The organism is Paraburkholderia caffeinitolerans (genome assembly GCF_902859945.1).
GTDB classification, from domain to species: Bacteria; Pseudomonadota; Gammaproteobacteria; order Burkholderiales; family Burkholderiaceae; genus Paraburkholderia; species Paraburkholderia caffeinitolerans.
In genome coordinates this window covers 281664-296552 of the sequence record NZ_CADIKL010000005.1, presented here as the reverse complement: position 1 = coordinate 296552, position 14889 = coordinate 281664, and the positions used below count along the sequence as shown (strand labels likewise).

The 14889-nt window shown below is 63.5% G+C and carries 14 protein-coding genes; 11 read left to right on the top strand and 3 right to left on the bottom strand.

Going from position 1 to position 14889, the window contains the following annotated elements:
• Nucleotides 1-315: 315 nt before the first annotated feature.
• From HV773_RS07300 to HV773_RS07285, 4 genes are all read left to right on the top strand, one after another.
• Nucleotides 316-1530 (top strand): DUF2863 family protein, encoded by a 1215-nt coding sequence (locus HV773_RS07300; protein WP_129561629.1) that lies wholly within the window; start codon nucleotides 316-318, stop codon nucleotides 1528-1530.
• Between the two features lie 198 nt (nucleotides 1531-1728).
• The gene (locus HV773_RS07295; RefSeq protein WP_129561628.1) at nucleotides 1729-2667 is read left to right on the top strand and encodes a helix-turn-helix transcriptional regulator; all 939 of its coding nucleotides are present in this window, start codon (nucleotides 1729-1731) and stop codon (nucleotides 2665-2667) included.
• Nucleotides 2668-2677: 10 nt separating this feature from the next.
• A complete protein-coding gene (locus HV773_RS07290) occupies nucleotides 2678-3352 on the top strand; it encodes an energy-coupling factor ABC transporter permease (RefSeq protein WP_129561627.1) in 675 nt (224 codons plus the stop codon).
• A 161-nt stretch (nucleotides 3353-3513) separates the two neighbouring features.
• Nucleotides 3514-4275: a BspC domain-containing protein gene (locus tag HV773_RS07285; protein WP_129561626.1), complete on the top strand. Its 762-nt coding sequence runs from the start codon at nucleotides 3514-3516 to the stop codon at nucleotides 4273-4275.
• A 109-nt stretch (nucleotides 4276-4384) separates the two neighbouring features.
• On the opposite strand, the gene HV773_RS07280 is transcribed toward HV773_RS07285, so the two are convergent.
• Together HV773_RS07280 and yaaA are read right to left on the bottom strand one after the other, a co-directional pair.
• Entirely contained in the window at nucleotides 4385-5548 is a 1164-nt protein-coding gene (locus HV773_RS07280; RefSeq protein ID WP_129561625.1) for a M14 family metallopeptidase, read from the bottom strand.
• 35 nt (nucleotides 5549-5583) lie between these two features.
• Entirely contained in the window at nucleotides 5584-6378 is a 795-nt protein-coding gene (yaaA, locus tag HV773_RS07275) for a peroxide stress protein YaaA (protein ID WP_129561624.1), read from the bottom strand.
• Between the two features lie 65 nt (nucleotides 6379-6443).
• Here yaaA and HV773_RS07270 point away from each other — a divergent pair, with 65 nt between their 5' ends.
• Both HV773_RS07270 and HV773_RS07265 read left to right on the top strand, forming a co-directional pair.
• The gene (locus tag HV773_RS07270) at nucleotides 6444-6959 is read left to right on the top strand and encodes a putative toxin-antitoxin system toxin component, PIN family (RefSeq protein WP_129561623.1); all 516 of its coding nucleotides are present in this window, start codon (nucleotides 6444-6446) and stop codon (nucleotides 6957-6959) included.
• Nucleotides 6960-7056: 97 nt separating this feature from the next.
• The gene (locus HV773_RS07265) at nucleotides 7057-8250 is read left to right on the top strand and encodes a pyridoxal phosphate-dependent aminotransferase (protein WP_129561622.1); all 1194 of its coding nucleotides are present in this window, start codon (nucleotides 7057-7059) and stop codon (nucleotides 8248-8250) included.
• A 139-nt stretch (nucleotides 8251-8389) separates the two neighbouring features.
• Here HV773_RS07265 and HV773_RS07260 read toward each other — a convergent pair whose 3' ends face one another.
• On the bottom strand, nucleotides 8390-9031 hold the full coding sequence (locus HV773_RS07260; protein ID WP_129561621.1) for a glutathione S-transferase family protein: 642 nt from the start codon (nucleotides 9029-9031) through the stop codon (nucleotides 8390-8392).
• Nucleotides 9032-9139: 108 nt separating this feature from the next.
• On the opposite strand from HV773_RS07260, the gene HV773_RS07255 reads away from it, so the two are divergent.
• From HV773_RS07255 to HV773_RS07235, 5 genes are all read left to right on the top strand, one after another.
• A complete protein-coding gene (locus HV773_RS07255) occupies nucleotides 9140-10702 on the top strand; it encodes a 3-hydroxyacyl-CoA dehydrogenase (RefSeq protein ID WP_129561620.1) in 1563 nt (520 codons plus the stop codon).
• A complete protein-coding gene (locus HV773_RS07250) occupies nucleotides 10699-11490 on the top strand; it encodes an oxepin-CoA hydrolase, alternative type (RefSeq protein WP_129561619.1) in 792 nt (263 codons plus the stop codon). The genes HV773_RS07255 and HV773_RS07250 overlap by 4 nt, the downstream gene beginning before the upstream one ends.
• A gap of 45 nt (nucleotides 11491-11535) precedes the next feature.
• Nucleotides 11536-12651 carry a phosphotransferase gene (locus tag HV773_RS07245; RefSeq protein ID WP_129561618.1) on the top strand — a complete coding sequence of 372 codons (1116 nt, stop codon included), beginning with the start codon at nucleotides 11536-11538 and terminating at the stop codon, nucleotides 12649-12651.
• An 80-nt stretch (nucleotides 12652-12731) separates the two neighbouring features.
• Nucleotides 12732-13991: an acyl-CoA dehydrogenase family protein gene (locus HV773_RS07240; RefSeq protein WP_129561617.1), complete on the top strand. Its 1260-nt coding sequence runs from the start codon at nucleotides 12732-12734 to the stop codon at nucleotides 13989-13991.
• Between the two features lie 167 nt (nucleotides 13992-14158).
• Nucleotides 14159-14875, top strand: coding sequence for a glutathione binding-like protein (locus HV773_RS07235; protein WP_129561616.1), 717 nt, complete (start codon nucleotides 14159-14161; stop codon nucleotides 14873-14875).
• Nucleotides 14876-14889 lie beyond the last annotated feature (14 nt).

The following is a 14889-nucleotide window of genomic DNA, read 5'->3' as shown; positions in this document are numbered from 1 at the left end:
TTTCGCGTTTCGTCAACATCTTTTTTAACGTCACCGTTTAAAAACTGTCGACTTCCACACCCCCGCCGTTTCTCGCGGCAGGCTTCGCTGCCGGACTTCAGCTAGCGAAGGAGCGGAATTCTAGTCACGCAAACGCGATCTGGCAAGGGGTTTTTTAGCCACAGCCACTGGCACCACCGACGCACCTCAATCGCTTGCGGCGAAGTGTCCAGCCCCATCCCGTACACTTGCCCCAAGCCACTCTGTAGGGCAAACCGATGGCCTGCGCGGAACAGACTAGAATATGGGGTTCTCTGCATCCCAACTCACGGATTTATGCGCTCGCGAATCGCCAAACGCCTTCCTCCCGATGCCGACAAGCTCGTCGGCCTGTCGCTCGCCCTGTTCGCCTCAGGCAGCCGCACCGAAGACCGCTTCTGGGAGGCCAAGCTTGACACGCTGCTCGCGAAGGTCGTGCGCAACGGCAACCAGACTACGCTCGACGCCGCGCTCGACCATCTTCAGCAGAACCACCCCGACGCCTATGGCGCGCTCGCCGATATGGCCGAGACCCATAGCGAGTCGTTTCTCATCGAGCACGACGGCACACAATATGAGGCGCTGCTCGTTGCGGCCCCCGTACTTGCCTGGACCCGCTATGTCATTCCGTCGGGGCCGCTCAAGTCGGACGCATCGGACGCGCTGCGTACGCACCTGCAGGCACACGTGCTAGCGAGCGGCACGCGCGTAGCGATGGCCCCCTATCTCTACAGCATCGACCAACTGCCCCGCCACCACGTCGAGACCTGGCGTCTCGCACAGCAGCTGTCGCAAGCGGCCCTGAACGGCACCGCAGCGAAGATCAGCGCGGGCGAATTGCCTGAGACTTCACCAATCCTCGCCGACCCGCGCTTCCTGCTAGCCGTGGTTGCCGCGCCGGTCGGCGCGCCGCTATTCCGCTGGCAGGAAGAGGAGCACGGTTCGCGCATCGAGCGTGGCCAGTGCCTCGAGCAATGGGCCACGCAGGGCGGCGCCAATCTTGCCGTCGTGATGCCTGGTTGCGAATTCGAATGTCTGCTGCCGGACGCCTACTATTCAGCCTGCCGCGACGCCGACGAACGCGTTCGCCCCCACACCATACGCACCGCGGTACGCTACCTGCTCGATACGATCGATGCAAGCGCCCAGGACCTGCGCGCCGTTGTCGCCGGCTTTGGCGAACGGCGCATCGACGAATACCGCGTCGGATTCACGAAGCGCGGCAGCAACGACGTCCTGTACGGCGTGGTCTGGCCGCTCTACGGCCGCGAGAACGGCGATGCCGACATCGACGAGGAGCCGTCCGAAGAAAATATCGGTACCGGCCCGCTCGAAGAGATCGTCGCGCTGCTGAAGGAATCGGGCATCACCGACATCCGCCGCCATGCCGGCCGTTTCGAGCCGGAATACTGCGACGACTGCGGCGTGCCTCTGTACGCAGACCCACTCGGTGAGATTGTTCATGCCGAGATGCCGGAAGATGCTGAGCCTGTTCAGCCACATTTCCACTAAGCAATACGACATATTCCTACCCTGCCCCGCCTATGTGCGGGGCTTTTTTTTGCCCTATGTCCTACGCCATCTGGACAGGCCGCCGCGACGCAAGCTTTTTGTCATCATGGTGCTGTTGGCCCGGTTTTAAGCAGCGTGTGCAGGGCATGCGCCGCACAACATTTCGAGAGGGGCCATTCACAAGAGGAGGGCTATGCTATGCGGTTTGCGGTATTCAATCCGGACGCCGAACGGCGCGAAGGGCTCAAGGCGCTGCTACGACAAATCGACCGGCGCGCACGCTTTAATGACGCGCCAGACTGGCGCAGCGCCGAGCGCGCAATGCAGCGCTTCACACCAAACCTGCTGGTGATCGACTGGCACGACGGCATCCGCCCAGGCGAGTTGCACAACTTCGCGAGCCGGCATCAGACGCTACCGGTTGCCGTGCTCGTAGACCGCACCGAGCCACCACACTCTCTTCGAGCGGTACTTTCCGAAGGCGCACGCGGCATCATCAGGCGAACAACAGACTCAATCCTGATCGTGAAACTGCTCGAGCTAATCCTGCTCGGCGGCGACCACCTGCCCGCCGACATATTCGGTCCTTCGTTCTGCCCACCCGGCTCGTGGCCGGTGCCACAGCGCCGCCACGGCAAAAGCGCGGCGCACGTGGCCAAGGCACACCTCAACGTGAGCCTTTCTCCGCGCCAAGAGCAGATCCTCCGCTGTGTCCACATGGGCGCCACGAACAAGATGATTGCCAGAGCGCTCGGCATCAGCGAGGGCACCGTCAAAGTCCATCTGGCGAGCATCTTCCAGCAACTCGGCGCTCCCAATCGTGCGGCTGCCGTCGCGATATACAACGGCTTGCTGGCGAATCAGCTGCAAGTGCTGCGCACACGCCGGGACAGCGCGCCAAAGCCCGCATATGGTGAACACGGCCCGGTGCCGTTGCGCTTGCGTGCCAAGCGCGCCTTCCGCTATCCGTTGCGACAAGACGACAGTGGAGATGCACTCCCGATAGCCGCAGAACCGAGCGTTCCCTACGGCGACGCGGCATCAGCCCCACTTGGGCCTCGCTCCGAGGCAGACTCGAACAGCGAAGAACCGGAGACGCCGCCCAGCTGCGCACACGTTTTGCGTTCCAACGAGTAATATGAAGCACATGGGGTTCCTGTATACGCCGCTTCCGCTGTGGGTCATCGTCGGTGCATGGATTGCAGCCGGGGGCCTGCTCGCGCTCGCGCTATGGAACAACCCGTTCAAGCGTCTGCAAGACGCTACGCTCCAGCACGTGTGGCTTGCCATCATCGTGGCGGTCTCCGTGCTGTGGGCGAGCAATGCCTGGCTCGAGGACGGCACCGTGCTGCATCTGCTTGGCGCCACCCTCGTCGTCACACTATTCGACTGGGGACTCGCACTCGTTGCCATGGCGGTGGTCGTTGTGCTGGCCGCGGTCGTCTTCGACGCCCCTTGGGACGGCGTCGCACTCACCTTCCTCGTATTCGGCGCATTCCCGGTAGCCATCTCTGCGTTGATGCAGCGTGCCTGCACTGCATGGCTGCCCCGCAATCTCTTCATGTTCATCGTCGGCCAGGGTTTTGTCTCGCCTGCCATCGCGGTATCGGCGGCAGCCTATCTGGCACTCGGCACCCACGTCGCGCTCAACAGCGGCTCGATGCTCACCGTGCCCGCTGGCTATGCCTTCAGCGTATTCTTGCTCGCGTCTGGCGAGGCCTGGTTTACCGGCATGGCCACGGCGCTAATCGCTGTCTATCGCCCCGCGTGGGTCACCACCTACGACGTGCGGCGCTATCGGCTGGGCGGCCCGCGCACCTGACCCGGACACAGCGCGGCCACAGGCCGCAGCTTGCGCGGCAGCCACGCCAGGAAGCCATTCCGCCAGCCGGCTCCGCGAAATATTTGTCCGGCCCCGGAACTCATCCATGCGGCGCAGCATCTTACGGTGCCTGATGTCCCACCCTCATCCAGAATAATCAGATGGACCGCTACAACGCATCTCGCCAGTTGCTGACGGTAATTGGCCGGTTGGCCGCTTGCGCCGTGAGTCTCACATTCGTTTGTACGCTGCCCGCTCAGGCCGATCCGCTCGATCAGGATCAGGCTACTCAAGCCGGCCCCATCGATCAACCAGGGGATCTTGCGGGCCGGCAAAGCGATCTCGCAAATACCTTCGTTACACAGATGCATGCCGACCCGCTGGTTGCAAGTTGCGCCGCGCATGGCAACTTCATTGCCAGCACTTCGGACGCACTCGATCATGTCGAGTTTCCTCCCAGCTCTTTCGACAGCGCACACTCTACCGTCACGCCCTGGAACGACTCGTTCGACGAAGGCAAGCAGCGCGTGAAGGTCGACACGATCGTAACCGTCGATGGCATCGGCATTCCGAAAGACAGCAGTCATGGGCCTTATGATCTGAAGTTCCGCTGCGGCTACATTGGCCAGCAGATTCTCGCGTTCAGCTGGAACGATCCCGTACCGCCATTGCGTGCGCGCAGCGAGTCCCGCGCCGCGGCAGGCGGCACTGCGGCCCACGCCAGCAGCAAGCACAGCACGAAGTCGAAGAAGACCACCGGCAAGAGCAAGAAAACGACGGCTTCGAGCAAATCGGGCCACAAGTCCTCGGCCACGAGCACGAAAAGCACAAAGAGCAAGACGACCAGCAAGTCGACGACGAAATCGACCACCACGTCGACCGCCAAGAAAACGACCACGAAAAAGAAGTCGACAACGCAATGACGACCCGGCGCTGCCCGCATGGCACGCGCCACACATGACAAAGGGGGAAGCGGTGTGAACCGCTTCCCCCTTTGTCATGCTGCTACCCGCGAAGGTACGCGCCTTTGCGTCAGGCGAACTTGACGACGTGCTGCAAGATGGCTTGCAACATGGCGGCGCCTAGCGCGGCGCTGCGCTCCCCATTCCAGCCCACCCGCTCATCGGGCAGGTTCGCGTTGTCCTTGAACGGCATTTCGAGCGTGAGCGACAGGCAACCGTAGCGATGCCCGATGTACTTCGACGCGAGCTTGAGTGCGTCTTCACGATAGCGGCTCGCTTCGTAGCCGTGCTTGTCCTGGAAGTCCGGGCTCGCCACCTTGAACGCCTCGATGAACGCGGCCTGCTCGATGCGCTGCTGCTCGGTGAAGCCGGGCAGCATTTCCGAGCCGGCCACGAACACATAAGGCAGTGTCTCGTCGCCGTGAATGTCGAAGAACAGATCACAACCGGTTGTCTCGATTGCCTCGCGCACGACGAGCACCTCGGGGCTGCGCTTCGCATCGGGCTCCATCCATTCGCGGTTCAAGTTCGCGCCCGCCGCGTTGGTGCGCAGATTGCCATGCACGCTGCCGTCCGGGTTCATGTTCGGCACGATGTGGAAGATCACGCGCTCGAGCAGCATGCGCGCGACCGGATCGCCCGACCAGTCGCCCCAGCCCGCCAGCCGCTTCACGAGCCCTTCGACAAACCATTCGGCCATCGACTCGCCCGGGTGCTGGCGCGCGATGATCCAGACCGTCTTCTTGGGCTTGCCCTCGGGCGTGGTGTCGCCCGGCATGCCGAGCGAGAGCAAGGTCATTGGCCGGCCCTCGACCGTTTGGCCGAGTTCGCTCAGCGTCGCATGCGGAAGCTGCTGGAGCGCGCCGAGAAATTCGGAATGGCGCTCCTCGCTGTACGGCTCGAAGTACGCGTAGTAGACACTGTCGAAGTCGGGCGTATGGTCGATGACGAACACCTTGCCGTCATACGAAGTCGGCACGCGGAACCAGTTCACGCGGTCGTAGCTCGCCACGGCCTGGTAGTCGCGCCACCCTTCGGGAAACGCGCACGCCGACCCGTTCTCGAACGTCATCACGCAGCGCTCGCCGCGGCCGCCCGTGAGGCGGAAATAAAACCACTGCGCGAAATCCGATTGACTGTCGGCACGCACGCGCAGGCGGATATCGTCGGCTTGCTCGCACGAGAGCACTTCAATCGCGCCCGCGTCGAACTGGCTGGAAATGGAAATCGTCATGTCTGTTTCCTTCGCTGGGTCAGCAATCCGGCCGCTTAATCGGCCAGACGCCGCCTGAACACATACGTCGAATCGTTCGATGCCTCTGCATCGAACGCGTAACCTTCCATATCGAAGGCCCTGAGCCCCTCGGGCTCGGCTATGCGGTTCTCGACCGCATAGCGCGCCATCAGCCCGCGCGCGCGCTTCGCGTGGAAGCTGATGATCTTGTAGCGGCCGCCCTTCCAGTCTTCAAACACCGGCGTGATGATGGGCGCCGCAAGCGCATTTGGCTTCACAGCCTTGAAGTACTCGGTCGACGCGCAATTCACCAGCACGCGCGCACCTTTCTTCGCTTTTTTCTGGTTGAACTCGAACTGCGCGTTAAGCGCGTGCGTGATGCGCTCGCCCCAGAACGCGTAGAGGTCCTTGCCGCGCGCATTCTCGAAGCGTGTGCTCATCTCCAGCCGATAAGGCTGCAGCAGATCGAGCGGACGCAGCACGCCGTACAGGCCCGACAGCACGCGCACGTGCTGCTGGGCGTAATCGAGGTCGGCGTGAGTGAGCGATTTTGCGTCGAAGCCTTCGTACACGTCGCCGTTGAACGCGAGCACGGCCTGCTTCGCGTTGGCCTCGCTAAAGTGCCTCGACCAATCGGCGTAGCGCTGGAAGTTCAGGCTGGCGAGCGGATCCGAGATGCTCATGAGCGTGCCGATCTGCTGCGGCGAAAGGCGGCGCAGGCCATCGATCAACTCGGCTGCTTCGTCGACAAAATCGGGGATGGTGTGGGTTTCGATGTGCGCTGGCGTGTCATAGTCGAGCGATTTGGCCGGCGACAGAACGATTATCATAGAGGCTTGCAGGCACGAGCGTGCCGATGTTCAAAGGCGAAAGCCCGATTGTAGCGAATTCACGAATGACCGGTTTTACGCCCTCAGACAGCTTCCCCACTCCATCCGCCGCCACGGGCGCGCAAAATGCACTCGCCGTGGTGCTCGACTCGAATGTGTGGCTCGACATTCTCGTGTTCGACGATCCGCATACGCGTCCCATTCGCGCCGCGATCGAACGTGGCGCGCTCGATGCGCTGATCGACGCACGTTGTCATGCCGAACTTGCGCACGTGCTGGACTACCCGCAATTCCAGGGTCGCGGCACGGATAAAGCGGCCGCGCTCGCCACGCTGGCGACGCTCGTGAGGCAAATCGAGCCTCCGGCGCCGCCCGCTGACGCCCGAGCTCTACCCCAATGCCGCGATCGCGATGACCAGAAGTTCCTGGAGCTTGCGCGGGCCAGCGGCGCTGCGTGGCTCGTATCGAAGGACCGTGCAGTGCTCAAGCTCGCGAAGCGCATCGCTCGCGATTTCGGCTTTCGCATCGGCACGCCTGACGCCTTTGTCGCCGAAACCTCAGCGGCCTGGGCCGGCGTATGACCAACAGGTCAGCAGCTCACGCCCCCACCGATCGCGGCCCGACCGATTTGCCTACAATCGGGTTTTCCCGTTCCACTGTCTTCCATCCGCCAGCGCCATGAACGCATCGCATCCCTCGCAAGATCCGTCGCAAACCCCGCTGCTCTCGCCCTCTTTCCCCTCGCGCCTGCCCGACGTCGGCACGACGATCTTCACGGTGATGAGCGCGCTCGCCGCCGAAAAGAACGCGGTGAACCTGGGTCAGGGCTTTCCCGACTTCGACTGTGATTCGCGCATCGTCGACGCGGTCGCGCAGGCCATGCGCGACGGCCACAACCAGTACCCGCCGATGGCCGGCATGCCCGTTTTGCGCGAAGCCATCGCGGAGAAGATCGCGAATATCTACGGCCATCGCTACAACGCCAATACCGAAATCACCGTGACGGCGGGCGCTACCCAGGCGCTGCTCACGGCGATCCTGTGCGCGGTGCATCCCGGCGACGAAGTCATCGTGGTGGAACCGACCTACGACAGCTACCTGCCGTCGATCGAACTGGCAGGCGGCAAGCCCGTGTTCGTGACGCTCGAAGCGCCCGACTATGCGATTCCGTTCTCCCGCCTCGCCGCGGCCATCACGCCCAAGACGCGCCTCATCCTCATCAACACCCCGCACAACCCCACGGGCACGGTGTGGCGCGCCGAAGACATGCGCAAGCTCGAAGAGATCGTGCGCGGCACCAACGTGCTGATCCTCTCCGACGAAGTCTACGAACACATGGTCTACGACGGCCAGCCGCACGAGAGCGTCGCGCGCTATCCGGAGCTCGCCGCGCGCAGCTTCATTGTGTCGAGCTTCGGCAAGACTTTTCACGTGACGGGCTGGAAGGTCGGCTACGTGGCGGCGCCAGCGCCACTCACCGCCGAATTCCGCAAGGTGCACCAGTTCAACGTGTTCACCGTGAACACGCCGATGCAAGTCGGTCTCGCGCAGTACCTGCGCGATCCCAAGCCGTATCTGGAACTGCCCGCGTTTTATCAGAAGAAACGCGACTTCTTCCGCGCTGGCCTCGCGAACTCGCGCTTCAAGCTGCTGCCGTGCCAGGGCACGTACTTCCAGTGCGTGGACTATTCGGCGATCAGCGACCTGCCCGAAGCCGAATTCTCGAAGTGGCTCACGGCGGAGATTGGCGTGGCGGCTATTCCGGTGTCGGCGTTCTATCACGAGTCGCACGAATCGGGCGTCGTGCGCTTTTGCTTCGGCAAACAGGAAAGCACGCTCGCGACCGCGCTCGAGCGCCTCGCGCGACTCTGACGCCCGGTAACGCGCGATGCATCCAAGAACGACAAGGCGTTCCCGAGCATCGCGCAAGTCGGCGCGGCACTCATGCCCACAGGCCGTGCCACGCCACAAAGCCGCCTGCCAGGCGGCCTATGCCATGCAGGCGCGACGCTTAAGCATTGGCTTCGATATAGGCTTTGCGCTCGGCGGCCACGCGCTGGGCCGCAGGCCGCTCGCCCACGAGCTTCAGGTACGACTTCCAGTCGATGCCGGCATCAGCGACAAAGTCCCGTCCGTAAATCTTCTGCGTCGCCATCGCAACGAGCGGCAAGCTCGCAAACGCCGCGATATCCACGATCCCGAACTGCTCCCCGCCCACATACGGCGCGAACTTCGCGAGCCGCTTGAAGCTTGGGATGTAACGATTCAGGCGCTTCTCGACGCTGGCCTTGACGTCCGCGCTCACCGTCCCGCCAAAAAACGCTTCAGGATAGAGTTCACGCACCGCGAGCTCCAGATGCGTCTCGATCACGGTGATGAGCTCACGCTCCTTGGCCGCCTGCCATGGATCGGCGGAGAAAATGCGCTTCTCGGGATAGCAAGCCGCCAGATATTCGACGATCACCTCCGACTCGCACAGAAAGCCCTGCTCGGTCTCGACAAACGGCACCTTGCCGGTAGGCGACTGGTCCAGTTGCGCCTCGGCAAGCGGGAGTTTCGCCGTCACTTCCTCGAACGCAATGCCATACTCGAGCAGCACGAACTTGACCTTGTTGTAGTAGTTCGACAGCGCAAAACCATGCAGCTTGATCATTCTCATAGCCTCCTTGCAGGCAGCGGCGTCCGTCTTGAACCCGCCGAATCGTTTTCGATGAATTGTACGACCGTGCTATTCTAGGCCAATCATGGAGCCAGGCTTCCAATGACTTCCCATCATTTCAACATTGAGACAATCGGCATCGTCGGTACCGGCGCAATGGGCCGTGGCATCGCCCAGATTGCTGCGCAGGCGGGCCTCGCGGTGCGCCTCTACGATACCAATGCACAAGCGGTCGCTGTAGCGAGCGCGCATCTCGCCGATACCTTCGCGAAACTCGCCGCAAAAGGCAAGCTCAGCGAGACCGATGCCAACGCCGCGCTCGCGCGCGTCACGGGTGTGAACACGATCGACGGGCTTGCGGGCTGCGATCTCGTGGTCGAAGCGATCGTCGAGAACCTGGACGCCAAGCGCGTTCTCTTTCGCGAACTCGAAACCGTGGTGAGCGGCAACTGCCTGCTCGCTTCGAACACGTCGTCGCTGTCGATCACGGCGATTGCTGCTGCCTGCGGCGATCCCTCGCGCGTCGCGGGCTATCACTTCTTCAACCCCGTGCCGCTGATGAAAGTGGTCGAGGTGATCGACGGCCTGCGCAGCGACTCCGCCGCCGGCGACGCGCTCATGGCGCTCGCGCGCCGCATGGGCCACACGCCCGTGCGTGCGAAGGACATGCCTGGCTTCATCGTCAATCACGCGGGCCGAGGCATGAACACCGAAGGCCTGCGCGTGGCCGGCGAAGGCGTGGCCAGCTTCGCCGATATCGACCGTATCATGCGCGAGCAGGCGGGCTTCCGGCTCGGACCGTTCGAGTTGCTGGACCTGACCGCACTCGATGTCTCGCATCCCGTGATGGAGTCGATCTATCACCAGTTCTATGAAGAGCCGCGCTTCACGCCCTCGCCCATTACCGGCGTGCGCCTCGCGGGCGGACTCGTGGGCCGCAAGAGCGGTGAAGGCTTTTATCGTTATATCGATGGCAAGCAGCAAGTGCCGCAAGAGCCCGTCGCGCCCACAAAACTGCCCACGCGCGTTTGGGTGAGCCGCCGCAATGCCGCAGCGCGCGAGGCCGTGCTCGCGCTTGCCGCCCAAGCGGGCATCGCCATCGACGAAGGCGACGCGCCCGGCGCTGACTCGCTCATCGTGATCGCGCCGCTTGGCCTCGACGCCACCACCGCCGCGCTCGACGAGCAACTCGACGCAAGCCGCGTCGTCGCCATCGACACGCTGTTCCCGCTCGTCGGCGCGAAGCGCCGCACGCTGATGACGACGCCCGCCACCACGCGCGCCGCCCGCGACGCGGGCCATGCGCTCTTCGCCGCCGACGGCGTGCCGGTTACGGTGATCCGCGATTCCACGGGCTTCGTCGCGCAGCGCATCGTCGCGACGATCGTGAATATCGGCTGCGACATCGCCCAAAAGCAGATCGCCTCGCCACACGACATCGATCTGGCTGTCACGCTTGGCCTCGGCTATCCGCGCGGGCCGCTCTCACTCGGCGACGCAGTGGGCGCACGCACGATACTCACCATCCTGAACAACATCCACGCCGTGCTCGGCGATCCGCGCTATCGCCCGTCGCCTTGGCTCGCTCGTCGCGCGCAACTCGGCCTGTCTCTCACGCAACCCGACGCCGCGGACATCAACGCAATAAACGAGGCACCGCAATGAGCGCAGAACTCCGCAGCACTCGCCCGCACGACCACGACTCCACGCTCGTGCTGACGTTGTCGAACCCCGGCGCACGCAACGCGCTGCATCCCGACATGTACGCCGCCGCAATCGAAGCGTTCGACGCGGCCGAGCGCGACAACTCGCTGCGCGCGATCGTGCTCACGGGTGCCGACAACTTCTTCTGCGCGGGCGGCAACCTGAATCGTCTGCTCGAAAACCGCGCCAAGGACCCTTCCGTGCAGGCCGCCAGCATCGACATGCTCGCGCAATGGGTCACGGCAATGCGCCAGTCGAGCAAGCTCGTGATCGCCGCGGTCGAAGGCGCCGCCGCGGGCGCGGGCTTCTCGCTCGCGCTCGCCGCCGACCTGCTGGTCGCCGCCGACGACGCAAAATTCGTCATGGCCTACTCGCGCGTGGGCCTCACGCCCGATGGCGGCGGCTCGTGGTTCCTCGCGCGCGCGCTGCCGCGTGCACTCGCGTTCGAATTGATGGTCGAAGGCAAGCCTATCGGCGCGACGCGCCTCGCGGACCTTGGCGTCGTGAACCGCGTCGCAAAGCCGCAGAAGGCGCTCGATACGGCGCTCGCCTGGGCCGACGATCTCGCGAAGATCTCGCCGAACGCGGTCACGCGCATCAAGGGGCTGACGAGCGCAGCGGGCATGCAATCGCTCGACGACCACCTCATTGCGGAACGCGAGACCTTCGTGACCTCGCTGCATCACCGCGACGGGCTCGAAGGCATCACCGCGTTCCTCGAAAAGCGGCAACCGGTCTACAAGCGATAAGCGAATCGTCGCTCCTGTAACGCTTCGACGAGAAGGGAGACGAACATGGCGCAAGCCAATCCGGATGGAGACAAGACAACCGCCAGCGGCTCGCCCGATTTTTCGGCGTTCGAAGGCACGCGCGCCGTCGCCGAGCGTCAGCGTTTCGACACCGGGGCGCTGAGCGCCTGGCTCGCCGCGCATGTCGACGGTTTCGAAGGACCGCTCACGGTCGAGCAGTTTGCGGGCGGCCAGTCGAACCCGACCTTCAAGCTCGCCACGGCAAAGCGCAGCTACGTGATGCGCGCGAAGCCCGGTCCGAAGGCGAAGCTGCTGCCTTCGGCGCACGCGATCGAGCGCGAGTATCGCGTAATGGCCGCGCTCGGCACCACCGACGTCCCGGTCGCAAAGATGCTCGCGCTCTGCGAAGACGAAGCCGTGATCGGCCGGGCGTTCTACGTGATGGAGTTCGTCGAGGGCCGCGTGCTGTGGGACCAGGCACTGCCCGGCATGACGCGCGAGCAGCGTGGCGAGATCTATGCGGAGATGAACCGCGTGATCGCCGCGCTTCACAACGTGAACCCCGCCGCCATCGGACTGGCCGACTATGGCAAGCCCGGCAATTACTTCGCACGCCAGATCGATCGCTGGAGCCGCCAGTATCAGGCTTCGGAAACCGAGCCGATCGACGCGATGAACCGTCTGATCGAATGGCTGCCGCAGCACCTGCCCGACAACACGGGCGCGCGCGTTTCGGTCGTGCATGGCGACTACCGGCTCGACAACCTGATCTTCCACCCCACCGAGCCACGCGTGCTCGCGGTGCTCGATTGGGAGCTCTCGACGCTCGGCGACCCGCTCGCCGACTTTTCGTATCACTGCATGGCCTGGCATGTGGATCCCGGCCAGTTCCGCGGCATTGGCGGCCTCGACTGGCAAGCACTCGGCATTCCCGACGAGCAGCATTACGTGCAACGCTATTGCGAGCGCACGGGCCTCGAGATTCGTGGCGACTGGAACTTCTATCTCGCCTACAACATGTTCCGCATCGCGGCCATCCTGCAGGGGATCATGAAACGCGTGGTCGACGGCACAGCCGCGAGCGCCCTGGCCGCCGATGCCGGGCGACGCGCAAAACCCATGGCCGAACTCGCGTGGCAGTACGCGCAACAGGTGCGCTAGCGCGGTTTGGCCCCCATCGATTCTCGGTATTCCATCGGCACTCGATCCTTACGCAGTGCTCCTTATTTGCGAGGTCCCGGATGAATTTCGACTACTCCCTGAAAGTACAGGCGTTGCGCGAGAAACTGCTCGCGTTCTTCGACGAATACATCTACCCGAACGAGACCGTCTTCCACGAGGAAGTCGAGCGCAATCGCGCGAACGGCAACCCCTGGGTGCCTACGGAGATCATCGAGCAACTCAAGCTGAAGGCGCGTGAAGCCGGCCTCTGGAATCTCTTCCTGCCTGATTCGACGCGTGGCGCGGGGCTCACTAACCTCGAATATGCGCCGCTGTGCGAGATCATGGGCCGCGTGAGTTGGGCACCAGAAGTGTTCAATTGCAACGCTCCCGACACCGGCAACATGGAAACCATCGAGCGTTACGGCACCGAAGAGCATAAGCGCCAGTGGCTGACGCCGCTGCTGGAAGGCCAGATTCGCTCGGCCTTCCTGATGACCGAGCCCGAGGTCGCGTCGTCGGATGCGACCAACATCCAGACGCGCATCGAACGTGACGGCGCCCACTACGTGATCAACGGCACGAAGTGGTGGTCCTCGGGCGCGGGCGATCCGCGCTGCGCGGTGTATATCGTGATGGGCAAGACCGATCCCGATGCGCCGCGCCACGCGCAGCAATCGATGATTCTCGTGTCGGCCGATACAGCCGGCATCACGGTCAAGCGGCCGCTCACCGTGTTCGGTTACGACGACGCGCCGCATGGCCACATGGAAATCACGCTCGAAAATGTGCGCGTGCCGGCGTCGAACATTCTGCTGGGCGAGGGCCGCGGCTTCGAGATCGCGCAGGGACGCCTCGGGCCAGGCCGCATTCACCATTGCATGCGCTTGATTGGCGTTGCCGAGCGCGCGCTCGAATTCATGGCGAAGCGCGCGCTCTCACGCACCGCGTTCGGCAAGACCATCGCCCAGCAGACGGTCACGCAGGAGCGTATCGCCGAGGCCCGCTGCATGATCGAGCAGGCGCGCCTGCTCACGCTCAAGACCGCGTACATGATGGACACCGTGGGCAACAAGGGCGCGCGCGGCGAAATCGCGATGATCAAGGTAGTCGCGCCGAATATGGCCTGCCAGGTGCTCGACTGGGCCATCCAAGTGCATGGCGGCGGCGGCGTGAGCGGCGATTTTCCGCTCGCTTATGCGTACGCGCACGCGCGCACGCTGCGTTTCGCCGATGGCCCCGACGAGGTGCATCGCAACGCCATCGCCAGGCTAGAGCTTGCGCGCTACACCGACCCGGCGGTGGCCTCGCGCGTGGAGAGGCCGATCACGCGTTCATAGACGATCGAGGCTCGAGGCCCGCTTCTGGTCCGCAAAAGATCAAGCCCATAAGCGCAGCAGGGGTGCTCATGCGCCCTCTGCGCGGCCCGCCGATGTATGCTAATTTGCGCCAGTTCACGCGCCGCGCAAGTCCGGCGGCGCCTTCGTCCAGGTGCCAAGGAGCCACGATGATCGACGTCTACAGCTGGGCCACGCCCAACGGCCACAAAGTCCATATCATGCTCGAGGAGACCGGCCTCGAATATTGTGTGCATCCCATCGATATCGGAGCCGGCGATCAGTTCAAGCCCGAATTCCTCGAAATCAGCCCGAACAACAAGATCCCTGCGATCACGGATTCAGAAGGCCCGGCGCGTGCCGACGGCAAGCCGTTTTCGCTGTTCGAATCGGGCGCGATCCTGATCTACCTGGCTGCGAAAACCGGCAAGTTCATGCCCGAAGATCTCGCTGCGCGCTACGACGTGCTGCAGTGGGTGATGTTCCAGATGGGCGGCCTCGGACCCATGCTCGGCCAGGCACACCACTTCCGCATCTATGCGCCCGAGAAGATCGAGTACGCCGTGAACCGCTACACGAACGAGGCGAAACGCCTCTACAACGTGATGGAAACGCAGCTGGAAAAAACCGAATATCTGGCCGGCGACGAATACACCATCGCCGATATCGCCGCGTTCCCGTGGACGCGCTCGTGGCAAAACCAGGGTATCGATCTCGACGCGCTGCCCAACGTGAAGCGCTGGCACGAGACCATCGCGGCACGCCCTGCGGTCCAGCGCGGCGTCGAGGTGCTGGCGAACGCGCGCAAGGCGCTCACGGACGACAAGGCGCGAGAAATCCTGTTCGGCGCGACGCAGTACGAGAAGCACGGCTCGAAGGCAGCCTGACGATCGGAACAAGC

Excerpts from the sequence above, each read along its gene's own strand:
- HV773_RS07300 (WP_129561629.1), top strand. The coding sequence starts at position 316 with ATGCGCTCGCGAATCGCCAAACGCCTTCCTCCCGATGCCGACAAGCTC.
- HV773_RS07295 (WP_129561628.1), top strand. The coding sequence starts at position 1,729 with ATGCGGTTTGCGGTATTCAATCCGGACGCCGAACGGCGCGAAGGGCTC.
- HV773_RS07290 (WP_129561627.1), top strand. The coding sequence starts at position 2,678 with ATGGGGTTCCTGTATACGCCGCTTCCGCTGTGGGTCATCGTCGGTGCA.
- HV773_RS07285 (WP_129561626.1), top strand. The coding sequence starts at position 3,514 with ATGGACCGCTACAACGCATCTCGCCAGTTGCTGACGGTAATTGGCCGG.
- HV773_RS07280 (WP_129561625.1), bottom strand. The coding sequence starts at position 5,548 with ATGACGATTTCCATTTCCAGCCAGTTCGACGCGGGCGCGATTGAAGTG.
- yaaA (WP_129561624.1), bottom strand. The coding sequence starts at position 6,378 with ATGATAATCGTTCTGTCGCCGGCCAAATCGCTCGACTATGACACGCCA.
- HV773_RS07270 (WP_129561623.1), top strand. The coding sequence starts at position 6,444 with ATGACCGGTTTTACGCCCTCAGACAGCTTCCCCACTCCATCCGCCGCC.
- HV773_RS07265 (WP_129561622.1), top strand. The coding sequence starts at position 7,057 with ATGAACGCATCGCATCCCTCGCAAGATCCGTCGCAAACCCCGCTGCTC.
- HV773_RS07260 (WP_129561621.1), bottom strand. The coding sequence starts at position 9,031 with ATGATCAAGCTGCATGGTTTTGCGCTGTCGAACTACTACAACAAGGTC.
- HV773_RS07255 (WP_129561620.1), top strand. The coding sequence starts at position 9,140 with ATGACTTCCCATCATTTCAACATTGAGACAATCGGCATCGTCGGTACC.
- HV773_RS07250 (WP_129561619.1), top strand. The coding sequence starts at position 10,699 with ATGAGCGCAGAACTCCGCAGCACTCGCCCGCACGACCACGACTCCACG.
- HV773_RS07245 (WP_129561618.1), top strand. The coding sequence starts at position 11,536 with ATGGCGCAAGCCAATCCGGATGGAGACAAGACAACCGCCAGCGGCTCG.
- HV773_RS07240 (WP_129561617.1), top strand. The coding sequence starts at position 12,732 with ATGAATTTCGACTACTCCCTGAAAGTACAGGCGTTGCGCGAGAAACTG.
- HV773_RS07235 (WP_129561616.1), top strand. The coding sequence starts at position 14,159 with ATGATCGACGTCTACAGCTGGGCCACGCCCAACGGCCACAAAGTCCAT.